Annotated in this window: 14 protein-coding genes; 7 read left to right on the top strand and 7 right to left on the bottom strand. The window is 45.5% G+C overall.

Features of this window, described 5'->3' with window-relative positions; genetic code table 11:
- Window positions 1–2 precede the first annotated feature (2 nt).
- From ABD852_RS19325 to ABD852_RS19315, 3 genes are all read right to left on the bottom strand, one after another.
- A complete protein-coding gene (locus tag ABD852_RS19325) occupies window positions 3–3458 on the bottom strand; it encodes a SusC/RagA family TonB-linked outer membrane protein (protein ID WP_345031906.1) in 3456 nt (1151 codons plus the stop codon).
- 104 nt (window positions 3459–3562) lie between these two features.
- A complete protein-coding gene (locus tag ABD852_RS19320) occupies window positions 3563–4606 on the bottom strand; it encodes a FecR family protein (RefSeq protein WP_345031904.1) in 1044 nt (347 codons plus the stop codon).
- 68 nt (window positions 4607–4674) lie between these two features.
- On the bottom strand, window positions 4675–5265 hold the full coding sequence (locus tag ABD852_RS19315) for an RNA polymerase sigma factor (RefSeq protein WP_345031902.1): 591 nt from the start codon (window positions 5263–5265) through the stop codon (window positions 4675–4677).
- A 582-nt stretch (window positions 5266–5847) separates the two neighbouring features.
- On the opposite strand from ABD852_RS19315, the gene ABD852_RS19310 reads away from it, so the two are divergent.
- Complete coding sequence (locus ABD852_RS19310) at window positions 5848–6477, top strand: hypothetical protein (RefSeq protein ID WP_345031900.1); 630 nt, start codon at window positions 5848–5850, stop codon at window positions 6475–6477.
- Between the two features lie 47 nt (window positions 6478–6524).
- Here ABD852_RS19310 and ABD852_RS19305 read toward each other — a convergent pair whose 3' ends face one another.
- Window positions 6525–8420, bottom strand: coding sequence for an SIR2 family NAD-dependent protein deacylase (locus ABD852_RS19305; protein WP_345031898.1), 1896 nt, complete (start codon window positions 8418–8420; stop codon window positions 6525–6527).
- 774 nt (window positions 8421–9194) lie between these two features.
- Here ABD852_RS19305 and ABD852_RS19300 point away from each other — a divergent pair.
- Window positions 9195–9800, top strand: coding sequence for a hypothetical protein (locus ABD852_RS19300; protein WP_345031896.1), 606 nt, complete (start codon window positions 9195–9197; stop codon window positions 9798–9800).
- A gap of 55 nt (window positions 9801–9855) precedes the next feature.
- Here ABD852_RS19300 and ABD852_RS19295 read toward each other — a convergent pair whose 3' ends face one another.
- The 3 genes from ABD852_RS19295 to ABD852_RS19285 all read right to left on the bottom strand — a co-directional run bounded on the left by ABD852_RS19295 (window position 9856) and on the right by ABD852_RS19285 (window position 12655).
- Window positions 9856–10482: a hypothetical protein gene (locus tag ABD852_RS19295; protein WP_345031894.1), complete on the bottom strand. Its 627-nt coding sequence runs from the start codon at window positions 10480–10482 to the stop codon at window positions 9856–9858.
- A 525-nt stretch (window positions 10483–11007) separates the two neighbouring features.
- Complete coding sequence (locus tag ABD852_RS19290; RefSeq protein ID WP_345031893.1) at window positions 11008–11289, bottom strand: hypothetical protein; 282 nt, start codon at window positions 11287–11289, stop codon at window positions 11008–11010.
- Window positions 11290–11758: 469 nt separating this feature from the next.
- The gene (locus tag ABD852_RS19285; protein WP_345031890.1) at window positions 11759–12655 is read right to left on the bottom strand and encodes a helix-turn-helix domain-containing protein; all 897 of its coding nucleotides are present in this window, start codon (window positions 12653–12655) and stop codon (window positions 11759–11761) included.
- A gap of 168 nt (window positions 12656–12823) precedes the next feature.
- Here ABD852_RS19285 and ABD852_RS19280 point away from each other — a divergent pair, with 168 nt between their 5' ends.
- From ABD852_RS19280 to ABD852_RS19260, 5 genes are all read left to right on the top strand, one after another.
- The gene (locus ABD852_RS19280; protein ID WP_345031888.1) at window positions 12824–13390 is read left to right on the top strand and encodes a sugar O-acetyltransferase; all 567 of its coding nucleotides are present in this window, start codon (window positions 12824–12826) and stop codon (window positions 13388–13390) included.
- Between the two features lies 1 nt (window position 13391).
- Window positions 13392–13862, top strand: coding sequence for a cyclophilin-like fold protein (locus ABD852_RS19275; RefSeq protein ID WP_345031886.1), 471 nt, complete (start codon window positions 13392–13394; stop codon window positions 13860–13862).
- 236 nt (window positions 13863–14098) lie between these two features.
- On the top strand, window positions 14099–15157 hold the full coding sequence (locus ABD852_RS19270) for an alpha/beta hydrolase (protein WP_345031884.1): 1059 nt from the start codon (window positions 14099–14101) through the stop codon (window positions 15155–15157).
- Window positions 15158–15691: 534 nt separating this feature from the next.
- Window positions 15692–16636, top strand: a complete 945-nt coding sequence (locus tag ABD852_RS19265) for a toprim domain-containing protein (protein WP_345031883.1) — start codon at window positions 15692–15694, stop codon at window positions 16634–16636.
- A 118-nt stretch (window positions 16637–16754) separates the two neighbouring features.
- Complete coding sequence (locus ABD852_RS19260; RefSeq protein ID WP_425568825.1) at window positions 16755–17138, top strand: plasmid mobilization protein; 384 nt, start codon at window positions 16755–16757, stop codon at window positions 17136–17138.
- Window positions 17139–17309 lie beyond the last annotated feature (171 nt).

Genomic DNA, 17309 nt, shown 5'->3' with positions numbered 1-17309 from the left:
GTTTAAAAACTGAGACTAACCCCCACTGAGAAAGTTTTGCTTAACGGATAAGTCTGATCGCTCCCATCCTCGGTGGTCACTTCCGGGTCCATGGTTGGCCAGCCCGTAAAAGTGAAATAGTTCTCCATATTGGTAAATACACGGAGCTTACCGATGCGAGCAAGCCTGGTCAGGTTCGACGGCAATTCATATCCTAACTGAATGGAGCGTATTTTCAGATAAGCCGCACTTCGCAAAAAATAATCTGAAACCTGGTCATTTTTGGGATTACTGAAATAGATTTTGGGGATAGTGGTACTTGGACTGCTTTCTGTCCACGCATTCAAATACTCCTGGGGCCATTGATATCCTACCTGATGGTTGAGCGAATAAAGTGATCCCTGGAGGTAACGATCCCATTTACCCACCCCGTCGAAGAAAATATTGAAATCAAATCCGGCAAAAGCAGCGCCAGCCTTACCACCGTAAGTGTATAGCGGAATCGGGTTTCCTTTTAGCACACGATCGTTGTCGTTGATGGCATTATCGCCGTTGGTATTTTTGTAGAGGAAATCACCTACTCCAGGTACCGAAGGGTTGAAAGTCACGCCCTGACTGACGAGCGCCTCTACTACTGACTTATCCTGAATAATCTGATCTACTTCTCTGAGCCAGTAAACCCCGATAGGCTGCCCCTCTGCCCAAGCCTGGCTGGTCCCGCGGGCTTCGATCACCCCCCCTTTGTATTTGACGATTCTGTTTTTATTATAACCGATATTCGCCGCAAAGCTCAGCGCCACTTTGCCTACGTTTACGAGGTATTTTAGCTCTGCTTCCAAGCCCCTGTTTCGAACTTCTGCGGCGTTTACCCGCGGTGCCCCTATTCCTCCGTTGACAAGTGGTATGGGAAGGTTAGCCAGGATATTATTCGTGAATTTATCATAGTAGTTCAGATCCAGGTTTAGCGTATTGAAGAGGCGAATATCTGCACCGATATTGAGGACGTTTGTCGACTCCCAGGTAATGGCCGAATTGCCGAATACGTTATAGGACAATCCCTGAACAACGTTGCCACCAAAATTATAGTTATTCGCCTGATAAAACTCCTGCCATTCGTAATTACCAATCCCATTGTTCCCTAATTTCCCCCAGGATACACGCAATTTCAAGTCATTGACCGTTCCACTGAGCGGCTCCCAGAAATCTTCCGCCGAAACTACCCACCCCGCCGAAAATGAAGGGAACAGCCCCCAGCGCTTGTCAGGAGCGAAGCGCGAAGATCCATCGTAGCGCATGTTGGTTTCCAGCAGGTACTTTCCTTTATATTGGTAGGCGAGCCGTCCGAAAAAAGAGCGCAGACTAAAATCATTGGCGCCACCGGTAGCCTGCGGATCGGCGGCGGCGGCATCTAGTACGGGGGTATCATAACTAAGCAGATCATTCCGAGATGCCACGAGCCCTTTTGTCAGGTAGTATTCCTGGTTAAATCCTACCAGGGCTTGTATAGAATGGTCTCCCAACGCTTTAGTGTAGTCGGCATATAAATCGTAGATCTGCCTGTGGTTTCTAGGTAACCGGTTAGTGAGTTGGAAACGAGAGCCGTTTGTGCGATTAATCCCGATCTTGTTGGTTTGGAAGTTCCACTGGTCTGCATAAATCTGACCTTCCCAGATGTCTGTGAGCTTAAAATCAGAGAAATAGCTTCCGGTAACTGACAGGCCTTCAAGCGGTGTAATCACGGCAAAGACCTTTCCTTGAAGCTGAGTTCCTTTGTTTTCACCCCGTTGTACTTCCAGGTTCATCAGCGTGTTGTTAGCTCCGCCCTCCCCGTCAGAGAGCTGCCCTGAGCCATACCGGCCGTCGGGATGCTTCGGCACTACAGCAGGTGTAGTGGCCCTCATCCACTGAAATCCGTCGCTTACGCTACCTGGATCAGCCTTGGTCGATATCAATGTAAGATTGTTACCGAATTTAAGCCATTTGTTTACGTTATAGGTAAGGTTATTCCTGAAATTAACACGGCGGAAACCGGTGTTTGGAACCAGCCCATCATCCTTGAAATAGTCTACAGAAGTGTAAAAACCGATTCTTTCATTTCCTCCACGGGCCGAAAAATTATGGTTAGTCACCTTATTTCTTTTGATCATCGCAGTAAGCCAGTTCGTATTGGGGTAATAGATCGGATCGGTCCTGGATCCTTCACGCCATTCCTCGATGTACTCCTGCGAGTACCGGTCCGCCATTCCCGAATTTCGCATCATCATATTGACGAGCTCCATATAATCAGGCGAACTGTGCACCAAGTTCGCAACCTGTGCCGGAGTCTTCCATCCGATAAAATTATTGTAGTTAAACGTAACCTTTCCCTGTGTATCTTTTCCGGCTTTGGTTGTTATCAGTATCACGCCATTGGAAGCCCTCGAACCATAAATGGCTGCTGAAGCGGCATCTTTTAGAATTGTCACGGAAGCCACGTCATTCGGACTTACCGAGTTGATATCAGCAACCTGCCCGTCAATTACGACCAGGGGAGCCGAACTACTGTTAAGGGAGCCGACTCCCCGTACGTTGAGGGATGAGTTGTTGTTGTCGCCGGGAAGTCCGTTCTGCTGCTGTACTCGTATACCGGAAGACATACCCGCCAACATGGTCGAGACATTTGTAACAGCACGTGAAGACAGCGCTTCATTTTCAAAGTCCACACTGGAAACAGCTCCCGTCAGATTGGCTTTTCGCTGCGTACCGTAACCCACGACCACCACTTCCTCCAGTGATTTCTGATCTACTTCCAATAAGATTTTCAATACAGATCCCTCTCCAACCACTATTTCCTGCGACACATAGCCTACAAATGAAAACGACAATACCGCATGCTCATCCGGGACATTGATCGAAAATTTCCCCTCTGCATCTGTATTCATTCCTCTTTGCGTTCCCTTGAGTCGAATGCTCACGCCGGGCAAACCCTCCCCAGATACCGCATCGGTCACCCTCCCGGTAACGAATCTGTCCGGCACAGGCCCCAAATGAGGAATTTTCAACTCTGCAGCCGGAGGGACGACCAATCGCTCAACACCGGCACTGTCTACCCGGGTGGCACCCTCCACGGCGGATGGCTGCCTTCGCTGGGAGCGCTTTTCCCGGATTACAAATGTCCGGGCGTCGATTTCCACACAAAGTAATCCCAAAGGCGACAGCAGTCGATTTAGCTGATCTATCATTCCCCCATTAAAGTATGCCAGTGGGCGTGCGGAAACCCTGGCCGACCGAACCACGGCGGCCCGGTAGTTGAACCGGACGGCAAAATTTGATTCCAGCTCGTCAAGCAATACCTTCAGGCTCACTTGATTGGGGTCGGCAACTGACTCTGAAGGCTTGGATTGCAGCTGCACTGACGCAAACGCCTGAGCCGAAGCCGGAATCACTGTGACAGCCAGCAACATCAGATATAGGCACAATGAGTAAAGATGTCTAGACATTTTGATTTTTTTGATTGGGTTTCCAAAAAATTGACACGCATGTTCTCAGCAAAGCCTAAGCTTCGGGATTAATTCACAGAAAAACGGTGTTGACTCTGCTCGTACTACGGGTTCGACAGGAAGTAGATTCGATCTTGATAAGGAACTGCTTCGAGGCCAAAGGCTTCAGAAAGGATGATCAGTGCTTTCTGCGTATCATTGAGGGGCAATTCGCCTGTAAAGTACTGTTCTTTGAATTCCTCCCCTTCCATTACCAGTTCTATGCCGTAAACCTCCTGAAACCGCTGCTTTAGTTCAGTCATCGGGGCATTTTCGAACACAAGAAGGTGAGAACGCCAGGCCGTCAAAGGGCGCTGTTGCTCTGCGTCGGCTTTCTCCATCCGATAAGTCCCATCTCCTTTCTTATAAGAAGCGACCTGGCCCGGCTTCATCAAAAACATCTTCCCGGCTACAGGATCGGTCAAGGCGATCCGTCCTTCTTCGAGAAGTATACGGGTCCGTTGCGATCGGTTGTAAACCGTGAAACGGGTTCCGAGTACAGCCACTTCGGCGCGTTCGGTATGAACCGTAAACTTCCGTTTTTTGCCGGTATCGTCTTCAAGTTGCTTTTGAACGAAAAAAGAACCTTCACCAGTAAACCAAACCTCCCGGGTTGATCGCCATTTAAACCGGGATGGCAACCGCAATTGGCTATTTGCATTGAGCTTAATTTCCGACCCGTCATAAAGCGTCAGCGTCCTGACCTCTGCATTGCCGGTTTGAATCAACTTCTCCCGGAAAAAATAGTCGTATACCAGCAAGCCACTCACGAGAGGAAATAACACAGCAGCAGCATATGCCCACCTAAACCGCAACCTCGTCGATCGGCCGGCAACGGGAGAATCGGCCTGCTCAGCCGGCAAGGTGGTCAGCGTTTTCCGAAATAGCTCGTCTACATACGTTTGTGAAAACGAGATCCAGGTGGATTCCATCCCTTGTGCAAGCAATTGGGCTTGACCGAAAGGATGACGCAAATGCGGATAGCATTTCAACAAACCCTGCCAATATGCTTTCATTTCAGGTGTCGGACCGGCTATCCAGGCACGAAATGACGGATCTGCAAGAAAAGCCTCTGCGTCGTAGGAGATGTAGTCGCTGTACGGTTTCATACCATCTGGGTCTCAACTATACAGTGAAGCCGGAAGTCAATTTTGTAGTATGAATTTTAAAAAAAAACTTAAAAAAAGAACAAAAAGGACAGAAGCATGAGCAACGGGCTGTCTTTTAGTTCACTACGCAGTATTTTTAAGCCACTATATACTTGCGAACGAGCGGTTTGATAGGTAATGCCCATTAGCGCACAAATTTGGTCATAGGTCAACTCATTGAAATAGCGTAGGTAGATAATTTCGCGCTGCCGCGGCGATAGTAAGTTCATCGCTGCCTTAATCTGGTCCCTGCGCTGCAAATCAATTTCAAGTTGAATCAATTTTTGCTCTGAGGATGATTCAACGTTGAAATCAGGTTGAACAAGTGTATCACTGTTATCATCCCATCCGGAGACAAACAGCTGTTCACGCCGATATTGGGCTTTCAGCTTATTTCTTACTGCCTTCAACAAGTAAAACCGCATCGAAGTCGGCTGGGTAATACTACTCCGGTATATCCAAAGCTCAGTAAAAACATCCTGGACACAGTCTTCTACAGTCGATATTGAGCCACAAAGTCTCAGACCATAGTTGAGAAGATGCCGGACATGCTCGTTGTGTAGGCGTTGAAATGCTTCGTTATCACCAGCCTGTACCTGTTGCCATGTTGAGTCCTTCATGCGTCGGAATTACGCAATAATAATTAGTCAATTTTTTCTTGCAAAAGAAACAAAATTTAAGGAGACGGAAAAATTTCGCTGTGGCTATGAAATAATGATGACCAAACCAAGATGATCTGGGCGCCAAGCTACCCGTAGCTGCGGATCAAGCGACACGTGAAAGAATAGATTCAGTTTAACGTGAAAAGGACATTGATTGAACCAGACAAACCGGAGCGGCGTATTGCAAACGGTATCATTTGGGTTTTCGACAGGGAACTCGGGTCACAACGGATCGCTAGCTATTAAAACCACTGGCAATCTCCTCCAACAAAAGATTTGAACCGCACGTCATAACGGTACTTTTCGGGAATACTTCAGGCAAAAGTCTTGATAGAGTCTTGGGAGACCGGCTTAATGGAAATCGGCAAACACCGGCCCCGGCCGTGTTTGGCAAGATGTACTGTTGTATCACGCTCCGCCTGTGATACAACAGCAATCTTGTCCTGCGGAGCCCTCCCGCCGGTACGCACTCGAAACTCGTGCAGCGGGAAAGAGTTGAAAAAACGCTAACTTTCAGCCCAAATAAGAGCTAAGGTAACTATGAGCTATGATAAACAAAATCAGATTACCGATTGCTGCTATTGCGGCATTCGACCATCTGAAACCAGAGATCACATACCCCCAAAATGTTTCTTCAACAAACCAAGGGCTAATGATCTTATAACCGTACCCGCATGTAGACTATGCAACAACAGTTTTTCGGAGGATGATGAGCTATTTAAAGGATACTTGGGAATGCATGTTGCGAGATTTGGAGGCATTGCGGAAGCATTCTTTAAAAACGCAGCCGCTTCTACGCTAAGACGAAAAAGAAGGTACACAAACGAAATTGTTAGCAAAGCAGAGAGGGTTGTGCTGAATTCTCGTGAATTCTTGAAAATAAAATGGGATTCCGATTTACACGACAGAGTAATAGAACGCATTGCGAGAGGCTTATTCTACTATCACTATTCTGCGAGAGTTCCTGACAGCTATAGAGTGAAGGCACAATGGTTCAACAAGGAACCCGATTGGGAAATACATGAGGAGATACAAATATTTTCAATTGCAAATGGCGAGTTCAAATACGGTGTTTTGAAAGTAGAAGAAAGTGCTGATTCAATATGGTTATTTGAGTTTTATAAAAGCCATTGGGCAAGTGCCATTATTGCCGACAATATTGAAGATTAGTGCTCTCAATAGAAACAAGATTTCCTATTTGTATCAATGCCTGCCAATTACGTTTCGGTATTTCCAAATAAATGTTCTTTACTATATCGGATTAGTAATTTTTCATTTGCACTTTTTACTACTATCTCGGACATAACAGGTATGTCAAAATTTACTTCACTAACAATTATAGGATTCATTAAGCGCTGTATTTCAAAGCCTATACTTAGCGTGTGACCATGCAAATCTACGGAAATATATTCTTTACTACCCATAACTATATTGGATATGTTACCAAGAAAACTCTGAAGCTCAACTTTATCTTCTTCGGACCGAAGTTCATATGGAAGCCGCCAATACGCACCCGGGATATCAAACTCCATTTCGACACCTTCATGAGATGCAACCGCTCTTCTAGCTATCTGCATAGTTTGCTCAGTAACTTCTTCTATCGATACACCTTGGAACGTTAATTTATAGCAAATCTCAATTTTCCTAAGAAGTTTAAAATATTCCAGATACCACTCAAAAGGAGATTGTTTTTCTAAAATAGCATCTAAGCTGGCCGAATAAACTTGTTTACCTTTTTCAAATGCGTAGAACCTATTCCCTTTGGTGAGACGATCTAATAGTTCAAATAATTCAATTTCATCTTTGATTCTTTTGACAGATTGGTCGTGCGTGTAAGAGAGTGAAAAATTAATCCCCTCATCACTTTTGCTCTTAAAAGGTAATTTTATTTGAATTGTCGCACCGATCGGATATAATCTCAACTCTGCGGCATCATCCATTTTATACGCCTTAAAAGGGATGCCAAAATATTCAAACCCATCATCGAATCTTATATCAATTGTTGTAGAGATTACTGGAGCGAGCTGAAGTGTAAGAGAAGTCATAGAGCGACTTATAGTGATGCCGTCCATCTCTAATATCGGAGCTTGCATCCTTCCCTCCGGAATCTCCAGTTCAAACATTTTCCCGGCCAAAAGATCCGGCAGCGACCCGTTGAGGGCGTCATCTTGTAAAAATGAGAATTTTAATTTGGCTTCGTAAGAAGTGTTTTTATGTCCTATACTGGTAATTTTTAACTTTTCATTTTTTACAGCATAGTTGGGTAGATGTCCAAAATTTGCAACAAACTTACTATGTGTCGATGCGTCTATTTTTCCAGTATCAAAATCTGAATAGATATTATCTTTTATATTACTAAACAACTCATCCACAAACGCTTCACCCTTTAAATTTATATAGCTGATTCCTCTTCGGGCCAATTCGTTAATTTTAGGTGCGGGTAGATCGGGCGATAAAAGAAAAGACTCCTTTCGGTTTGGGCCAAGTTCATCCTCCATTTTTCCTAAGATAATATCTATGTTAGGATCTTCTAGTCCATACCCCAAAAAGAGGATGCTTTTTGTTGCCAGCCTCTCTTTGATGACGGTCCAATACACGCTTCGCTCGGAATCTACCCTAAAGAACCGATTATAGTCGCTCGTGGAAATAATAATACTCTCCGGATGAGACAACGTACCATGCACCTTGAATATTTGTGCTTTTCCTGAATCTATATAAGGAATTTGATTAGAGGCATATAGTACCTGGCCATTTTCTCCGTATGCCTTTTCAAACAGGGTATCGTAATTGGTTGTGATAATACTCTTAATATGTGGGATCTGCGAAAGTTTGGTATGATATTCGGTAGATAACGGAGCCTTCGAAAAATGCTTGTTTAACAAAGCTATCAAGGCATTGTTCTTACCACCCCTTATCCGTCGGTACTCTTCAGCCAAGCCGGGTAACGGTAGCGCGATATTCACATCCTCCCTTTCTGAAATGGTCAAATCATCGTATAGAAGCTTCGCTAACTGTTTCCCAGACGGATACCCTGCATAGAGAGAAAAACCCGCTCCAACCCACAGAGCCACTTCCCCCTTTCTGATCAGCTCAAACAAGCGGTCTTTATACATCACACAAAAATGCCAATTATTTTGTCTAATAAAATTGACATTAAAGATAATAAATAGAACCGCATTTCAATAACGATCTGCTATGAGCTTACCTGTTAGGAATTCGACCATGTATTGTTTAAAAATAATCAGCCGTCTATTTTAGATGCGTTGCCCAGGCGATGGAGTGGTCTGGAATAAGCTGTTAGTCCCAAGCAAAGGAAGTGGTATGAAAGAGACAGACAAGCGTCAACGGTGGCTATACTTACGGCTCACACAAACGGAATATGAAAAGATCAAAAGCGAGTATGGCCGCACAACCAGCCCACGACATAGTCAATCTCCGGCAGGGAAATGCAAACGATCTTACCCGGGTTTCCGTTTTGACAATCAGGAAATCATTGTTGGGAGGCGCCTGTCGAGCCCTGCAACCGGGATGGGTACGGTGGCGGTACTTAGCCGGCCCATCGCTTTTTGCAAGGCGCTTAAAAATCTCTCGAAGTGTATGGGTTTCAGCAGGTAGTCGACTACACTGAATTCATAGCCCTTCGGAGCGTATTCCGAATAGGCTGTGATGAGGTTAAAGGTATGCTCCCTTTTAAACTACCTGGTTTAGAACGAGGAGATATTGGGATGTTTAATTTCGCCTGGGAGCTTCTTGACGGAGAGGATTGTGCAGCGTGGGAGAAGTTAAGTAAAGAGAGCAGTTAAACAGACAAAGCTCCTTCGATAAACTCACATAATATTGCCGTTGTCCATTCGTTATCCAAAGGTCACCAACTACAAAATTCTCCTATGCTTAAATTCATCTATTTTTCAGTTGTTCTTTTTTTTGTGCAAAACGCGTCCTTTGCTCAAACCATCAAAATTGACGCCGGTCTTTTGTCGAGTTCCTTTGACAATAAAAAGAATCTACCAATACTATATGACAAGATTAATTCGTATTCATTTACGGCTGGTGTCGACTACCTAGAGAGGAAGTGGTTTTATTTATCATCTCAAGCCGGGTATATGAGGGTCGGAGGTCAAGAAAACAATTCAAATTTTGGAGGAGACACGACACATATCAAAGATTCACGGGGGTATGTGCATCTAAACACCACGGTTAGGGGGTATAAAAATTTCGACGGCTTGACGGCTTTTATAGGCGTTGGTCCCTATCTGAATATACTTACGGGAAACGGTGCATTCGAACATCGAATATACAAAAGCTTCTACGAATTTAAGTCCTATATCGGGGGGAAGGGAGAGCTGGGAATTTCTTATGATTTTAATCAGATAAAGATTGGCATCATTGGTTTTTATCTGATGAGTCTATCTGATGCCGCTAAGAGCGAGGGGTTAAAATTAACCAATAACAACCTAGGGATCTCGCTATCAGTAGGGTATAAACTTAGATAAAGAAAAGGGGAGCAAAATCTGCTCCCCTTTTCTTTATCTAAGTATCAACGGAACACTACAGTGTGAAGTATTTATAAGTAAATGTTGTATTGGTAAACATAGCTGGGTGTCTCCAATTACCTGGATTAATATCTTGTCCCAACGTATTCCATTTTGCCAACAATGTATGAACTACGAGTTTGTACTGATTGGTTGCAGGATAATAAGTGTAGCTGTAAAGGGAGGTTGCGCTGGGCGTTAAGGGATTTGGCGGCGCAGAGCCAACGTAACCGTAATTAGCCGCTGTAATTGAGGACGGAAGTATAGACGCTCCCGGAGGTAGTGTGATCATTACAGCATGTTCGTAGTAACGACAAAAGTAGATGCCGTCAGCCCAACCGGGCATACCGAGAAATACTTCTTTCCAAACATTCCAACGACCATCTGGTCCCGGTATTTCAGTTTCGGTAGTAGTTGGTGTAGTAAATGGTCCGTGCTCAGTGTAGGCCGCCGTCCTTGCGCCCTTCAGTTTCTTTGCAATCATTTTTTCATACTCTTGTTGTGACATCGCACCCGGTGGCACTTTCTCTTTTGATTGGTTGGTAGAACCGGATGTTTCATGAACTAAATCGGGCGTTTGGCTCTCCTTGCAGGAGGTCACAAATAATGCCATGGCGAAATAAATCAGATAGCGAGTTTTCATAAAAAATAGGTTTAATGTGTGAAACTTTTTTTTTAAACTCAGAAGTAATAGTAAACAAAATTAATATTATATGAAATTATGTAATAACATTTTTTATTAACCGGTACGGTAATAAAAAATTCATCTAAAAACATTCAAAAAAGAGTCGCGTTTTTCCGAATTATATTTTTCTTACTTTTTAAGCGCAACCTGAATAATGAACATTCCCATTGCTAAGGTTCTAATGTCTAGATAATTTTATTAATATTAGTTTCAATACCATCGCGAGGAGCGCCATTTGTAAAATATACTACCGAGGGATAATTACTACCTACTGACAAAGTATTTCCTCGATCTATCAAATAATTTTACCACGGAAAACGACCAGAGTAATATTGATACAGAACAACCGTCGGCTTAGCCAAAAAGGTTAGGCCTTAAAATATCCTTGCAGCAGTGGCTGGGCAATATGCCCGTAATCAGGAACAAATAACGTTTTACGAAGGGAGCCTTTTAGGTGGCTCCCTTCCAGATAGTGAATACTAACTAGTCTTTGAAAATATCCTGAGTAGGAACTCTGTGATTTTCTTCATTTGGATGCCCTTCCTCGTAAGCTTCTGCGCACGGAGTTCCTGTGAGTTTCGGACAGCCAAGCGTCGTTTGAGCGCTACTCTGTGTACCTGTAGTGGTCATGTTGTCAGATAACCTGACCCAGGTATATGTAGCCAACGCGGGGTCTTCTGATTGGAAGGCGCCGCTGGTAAAGGCACTAAGTGACAGGGCGAAAATGATTCCCACTGCGGGGAGCAGGCCTAATTTACGTTTCATAGTGATTAAAGATTAAAAGTGATAAAGTTTTTGGCATCAATTTAGATCTGCCATTTAACCTTTACTTGGATGCCCCTCCCAATACACCCAAAAATTGTTGGATCGGGTTTTCCTGGGTTTTCAGCGAATGAAACAACGGCTCCTAAAAGCGAAAATTCCCTACATCCGGGAGCTGCTTTCCTCCCGGCAAATCTAGCCGGAGGACTACAGGGAAATGAAATCCGAATATGCAGATAAGCTGGATAGGCTTGAAGTCCGGCTCAAAGGAGCGGCCAACAACAACGAGACAAACTTCGAACAACTACTGAATACATATTGCCTGAAAAACAGAGACGACACCATTGCTATGATAAGTCCATTATCAGTATAGCACCGGCGATGCATGCTGAATAACCCTCTCCGGAGAGCAAAAAAGGCACCTTTTGCATGTCCCGAAAACAAATCTGCTGATACCCGTTCCTTCTTCCCTTCAGTTTAGGTTTCTGTATTCATTAGGCGTTACACCCGTTTTTTGTTTAAACAACCGGGTGAAATGCTGCTGGTATTTAAAGCCCAGCTCCGTCGCCACATCATTGATCGTCTTGGAAGTATCGAACATTTTAGTTTTAGCTTCGTCGATCAGCCGGGATTGTATATGGTCCAGCGCCGTGCTGCCCGTTTCTTTTTTGATGAGGTCACCGAAATAGTTAGGGGAAAGATTGAGCTCCTCAGCGCACCAGGCGACCGTCGGCAGGCCTAACCTGACAGCCTTGTCCGTTCTGAAATAATCGGCCAGCAGGTTCTCGAACCGTACCAACAGATCCTTGTTGGCATGGCTCCGGGTAAAAAACTGCCGGTCGTAAAACCGGGTGCAGTAGTTCAGCAGCAATTCTACATTGGAAACAATCAGTGTCTTGCTGTGCTGGTCGATATTCTGCTCAATTTCCGAGGCTATTTTCTCAAGGCAATCCACAATCGTCTTACGCTCTTTTTTAGACAGATGTAATGCTTCGTTCACCTCATAGGAAAAAAACGAATAATCCTTAATTGTCCGGCCCAGGTGCGTACCATGGATCAAATCCGGGTGAAAGAGCAGGCCGTAACCCGAAGGGCTGGTGCTCACGCTATGGTTGTCGATGCCGTACACTTGCCCGGGAGATACGAAAACAAGCGTCCCGTCTTCGTAATCGTAGGATTGTCCGCCGTATAGGATGTCTCCGCACTTGTTGTCTTTCAGGAAAACGGCATAAATCCCCATATACCGCCTAAAATTCCGAACCAGTGGCAACTCGCTGAACCTGACCACGCTTACGAGGGGGTGCAGCGTATCGACCCCGGCATAATCGTTATACTGTCTAACGGTATCTATTCTATCAAACTGTTCCATAAGCCGGTGATTTCACCTTACAAAGGTAGCAGTCCGGGCCGTGCAAGCGACAGGTCGGATCCCCAATCCGTAAAAGTGGTAAAAAGAACTGTGTCCTGTATAAACCGCCTCAAGACCATACGCCCGAAATTTGCATTTGCTTCCGGATCAGAATTAAAACAGACACCCATGACAAGCTCCCCAAACCTATTCGAACGCCTGCGAAACGGCGAAACCATCCAGGCAGGCGATCCTGAAGCCTACAAAATGAGAGCCGCTTCCGATGAAACCAGGAAGCTGCTTGTAGCGATGAACAATGCCTCCGACCCGGAAGCGATCAGGGATTTGCTCAGCCAAATCACCGGCGCTGAAATCGACGAAAGTGTGGCTGTCTTTACACCCTTATACATCAACTACGGCAAACACACCCGGATCGGGAAAAATGTATTTATCAATTTCGGCTGTACGTTCCTTGATTTGGGCGGTATCACCATAGAAGATAATGTGTTGATAGCCCCCAATGTCAGCCTCCTATCGGAAGGCCACCCGATTTCGCCCGAAGAAAGACACTCGCTGGTGCCCAGGTCCATACATATCAAAAGCAATGCCTGGATCGGCGCCGGCGCTACTATACTTCCCGGGGTCACGGTAGGCCGGAATGCCATTGTAGCGGCAGGGGCGATCGTTTCAAAGGACGTTCCCGATAACGTGATCGTAGGAGGCATTCCGGCAAAAATTATTAAAACCATCAGGTAATATGAGACAGCTCCTATATGTGCTCGTTATAGCGCTCGGTTTCGCACCGGTCTATGGCTGCAGTATGAATAAAGACCTGCCCGATCCGCAGGAGGAAGATAACCATCCCCAAAAAGCGAACATGAAACTAAAAATATCCGTTGGCGGAAAGACTGCTACTGCCATCTTATACGATAACCCGACCAGCCGGGATTTTGTAACGCTGCTCCCGCTTACTGTGAAAATGGACGATTATGCAGGTACAGAAAAAATATTTTACCCGGCACGTAAGCTCTCCTCGCAAGGCGCACCGGCAGGCTTTAATCCCTCGGCGGGTGACCTTACACTATATGCTCCCTGGGGAAATATCGCTCTGTTTTACAAGGATTTTGGCTACTCCGCCGGTTTGATTTCCCTGGGAAGGATTACAAGCGGTATTGAGGCTTTCGCCGTAAAAGGAGCGGTCACTGTAAAGATGGAATTGGAACCGTAACGTCATATTCATAATGCGTACCTTTTTGAAACCGGCATCGACAGCCGTTATTACCGGCCTAATGACGATCACATTCGCGAAAACCTGGAAAACTGGCACGGTGCGACCGCATCCGGCAAAATGGTCCATATTGCTATCACCAGCTTTAAAGGAGACCTACAGGTAACCTTGCTGCCGCCGGTAACGGAGACGGCATACACGAAAGCAAATAACACTACTAATTAACCTCAAAGCAAATGAAAACAATATCAATTCTGACCGTTTTTTCCCTTATGCTGGCCTTGCAGGCTTACTCACAAACGAAACTCCTGGCTAAAAAAGCAATAGACATGAACAACACAGAGCAGGCAGAACGCTATACGTTTCAATTGAACGATAACGTTATCCGTCAAAAAGTAACTTTTAAAAACCGTTATGGCATTACGCTTAAAGGAGACTTGTATCTTCCCAAAAGCCAGGGCAATCAGCCCCTGGCTGCGATTGCCGTCAGCGGGCCATTCGGAGCAGTAAAAGAGCAATCTTCCGGACTGTATGCCAACCAGATGGCAGCACGTGGATTTGCAGCATTGGCTTTTGACCCCTCGTATACAGGAGAAAGTGGCGGTGAACCACGGCAAGTGGCCTCTCCCGATGTGAATACCGAAGACTTCAGTGCCGCAGTAGATTTTCTCGGTCTACAGAAAAACATTGACCGGGATAAAATCGGTATCATCGGGATTTGCGGCTGGGCGGGTTTTGCGCTCAACGCGGCCGCAATAGACAAACGGGTGAAAGCCGTAGCAACCACCAGTATGTATGATATGACCCGGGTGATGTCAAAAGGTTATTTCGATGCCACCACTCCCGGGCAACGTACCGCGCAATTGGAACAATTGGGCAGGCAACGCTGGGAAGACGCTGCAAACGGAGTACCCGCTTTGGCTCCCAAAGGGTTACCGGATCAGATAGAAGGCAATGAGCCGCAATTTGTAAAGGATTACTTCGACTACTATAAAACCAAACGGGGATTTCATCCGCGTTCCATAAACTCAAACGGTTCGTGGACGGTAACCAATCCCTTATCATTTATGAACATGCCGATCCTGACGTACATCAAAGAGATTTCTCCCAGGCCACTTCTGCTCGTCGCTGGAGAGAAAGCACATTCGCGTTATTTCAGTGAGGACGCCTACAATGCCGCATCCGAGCCGAAGGAACTGGTGATCATCCCGGCCGCAGTACATGTGGATTTATACGACAAAGTGGATGTGATTCCTTTTGACCGGCTGGAAGCATTCTTTGAAAAACATCTGTAATAACCACGCCATTATGCCCTTTTGCTCTTTGATAGGCGCAAAAAACAGCAACCTGACACATTTTATTTTAAACCCTCCCCTATTCATCCGAAAGGCATGCCCAACTTTAATTAGAATATTCCTCATCGGTCACTTCATCCAACCAGACAGTAGGACCTTTTTCTCTGCCTGTGACAGCTACCTGGACAAAGGCAGTATCGGCACTGGCTCCATGCCAATGAGGAACATCAGGTGGGCATTTTACCGCATCTCCCTTGCGGAGTATCTGCTTAGGTTTTCCTTTTTCCTGATAGTACACTTCGAACTGGCAGGGCAAACGAAGCTGTTCAACATATCTACATGATAGACAGTAACTTACACCAAAATAAAAAAGGACAAACCAGAAATAATTCCGTTTTGTCCTCTCAAGTCGCCCTGCCTGTACAAATTTCGAACTTATTCTTAATGGATTTAAAGCGGCTCGCGAGCCTGGCGGTTTAATAACCTCGCGCTTGCATCCGCTTTTCTATTGCCTAACCATCATGAAATAAGGATATGGAAAAGTTAACATGCGAAAGGGCAAAGCAAATTGATCTGGTCGATTTTCTTGCTTCGTTGGGGCATCAGCCCCGAAAAGTAAAAAATCCGGACCATTGGTACCTGTCGCCATTGAGGACGGAAAAGACGCCATCCTTTAAGGTCAACCGCAAATTGAACGTATGGTTTGACCATGCAACAGGCGAGGGCGGCAACCTGGTCGATTTCGGTATACGGTATTTTAAATGTACGGTGGCCGAATTGTTGCAAAGTTTGTCCGGCGCGGATATCCCATCTTTTTCTTTTCACCCGCAACCTTCTCCGGCAGGCCGTTTGCATACCGCCGCTCTCCTTTCAGATGCTGGTGAAAAGAAAGAAAATCCTGGGAACAAAATTGTCATTGTGGACAGCCGGGTGCTGGCAGATAAATCACTACTGGATTATCTGAACAGACGGAGCATCCCCACACACATCGCCACCCACTTCTGCCGGGAGGTTGACTTTCTTTTGTATGGTAACAAGCAAACGGTTATCGGCTTTCTGAACAATGCCGGAGGATACGAGCTAAGAAGTCAGAATTTCAAAGGCAGCAGTTCACCCAAGAGCATCACTTATATAGATAACGGTGCCAAGTCGTTAACGGTCTTTGAGGGCTTTTTCAACTTCTTGTCTTGGCTGACCATGAACCATAAAGTCGGAGAACTTCGTACAAATTTTCTGGTGCTCAACTCCCTGTCCTTCTTTGTAAAGTCCCGAAGCCTGATGGAAAGGTACCAGGAGGTAAACCTGTATCTGGACAGGGACAAGGCAGGCATGAACCACATTCAGGAAGCCTTACAATGGAACCCGGATCTGTACAAAGATCAGAGCCTCCTGTATGGAAATCATAAAGACTTAAACGACTGGCTTGTAAGCAAGCTGCCCGACAAAAAACAAGGTCTAAGGATCAGGAGGGCTTTTTAATGTCTTCGGGGTAGCCAGCTATGTTTTGGTAAAACCAAAACGCCGGCCCACCTCATGCTAGCGCATTCAGTGGGGATTTTTTTCATGCTATCGCATTCAAAAAATAAAGAGGAGAAAAATGATAGAGGAGCAGAATGTAATGACAAAAAACAAAGGTGGCAGACCTAAGAAAGCCATCAAAAGAGATCAACTTATGGCAGTTAAATGTACGCTCTATGAGCGCAAAATAATTGAGGCCAGAGCCAAAAGCGTTAACCTTTCCATTTCGGAATACCTACGGGAGACCGGACTGACCGGGAAAATCGACAGCCGGAATAAGGCGTTACCAAAAGAGGTACTAAACTTTACCGCTAGACTCAACCACATGGGCGCCAACCTCAACCAGATCGCTAAAAAGCGGAATGGAACAGATGAGCTAAGCCCGTCGGAGCGCGCAGAACTTAAGGTACAATCAGGACGGTTGAAAGAGATCGCAGTAGAGATTAAAAGCTATTTACAATGATAGGCCATGTATCAATCGGCGCTTCTTTTATCACTGTATCAGCTACTGCCTGGAAGATAAAAAGGAACTGTCCGAGCAGCAGAAACAGGAGCTTTCAATGCAGGACCGCTTGCAGCACAGAGAACGCGACGAGGTCCTGGAATACAATAAGTGCTTTGGTAACAAGCATGA

This window comes from Ravibacter arvi, from assembly GCF_039540405.1.
GTDB lineage: Bacteria > Bacteroidota > Bacteroidia > Cytophagales > Spirosomataceae > Ravibacter > Ravibacter arvi.
This window is presented reverse-complemented; position numbering and strand designations above follow the sequence as displayed.

Bases quoted from the DNA above. Each gene is read 5' to 3' on its own strand.
- ABD852_RS19325 (WP_345031906.1), bottom strand. From the start codon at position 3,458: ATGTCTAGACATCTTTACTCATTGTGCCTATATCTGATGTTGCTGGCT.
- ABD852_RS19320 (WP_345031904.1), bottom strand. From the start codon at position 4,606: ATGAAACCGTACAGCGACTACATCTCCTACGACGCAGAGGCTTTTCTT.
- ABD852_RS19315 (WP_345031902.1), bottom strand. From the start codon at position 5,265: ATGAAGGACTCAACATGGCAACAGGTACAGGCTGGTGATAACGAAGCA.
- ABD852_RS19310 (WP_345031900.1), top strand. From the start codon at position 5,848: ATGAGCTATGATAAACAAAATCAGATTACCGATTGCTGCTATTGCGGC.
- ABD852_RS19305 (WP_345031898.1), bottom strand. From the start codon at position 8,420: ATGTATAAAGACCGCTTGTTTGAGCTGATCAGAAAGGGGGAAGTGGCT.
- ABD852_RS19300 (WP_345031896.1), top strand. From the start codon at position 9,195: ATGCTTAAATTCATCTATTTTTCAGTTGTTCTTTTTTTTGTGCAAAAC.
- ABD852_RS19295 (WP_345031894.1), bottom strand. From the start codon at position 10,482: ATGAAAACTCGCTATCTGATTTATTTCGCCATGGCATTATTTGTGACC.
- ABD852_RS19290 (WP_345031893.1), bottom strand. From the start codon at position 11,289: ATGAAACGTAAATTAGGCCTGCTCCCCGCAGTGGGAATCATTTTCGCC.
- ABD852_RS19285 (WP_345031890.1), bottom strand. From the start codon at position 12,655: ATGGAACAGTTTGATAGAATAGATACCGTTAGACAGTATAACGATTAT.
- ABD852_RS19280 (WP_345031888.1), top strand. From the start codon at position 12,824: ATGACAAGCTCCCCAAACCTATTCGAACGCCTGCGAAACGGCGAAACC.
- ABD852_RS19275 (WP_345031886.1), top strand. From the start codon at position 13,392: ATGAGACAGCTCCTATATGTGCTCGTTATAGCGCTCGGTTTCGCACCG.
- ABD852_RS19270 (WP_345031884.1), top strand. From the start codon at position 14,099: ATGAAAACAATATCAATTCTGACCGTTTTTTCCCTTATGCTGGCCTTG.
- ABD852_RS19265 (WP_345031883.1), top strand. From the start codon at position 15,692: ATGGAAAAGTTAACATGCGAAAGGGCAAAGCAAATTGATCTGGTCGAT.
- ABD852_RS19260 (WP_425568825.1), top strand. From the start codon at position 16,755: ATGATAGAGGAGCAGAATGTAATGACAAAAAACAAAGGTGGCAGACCT.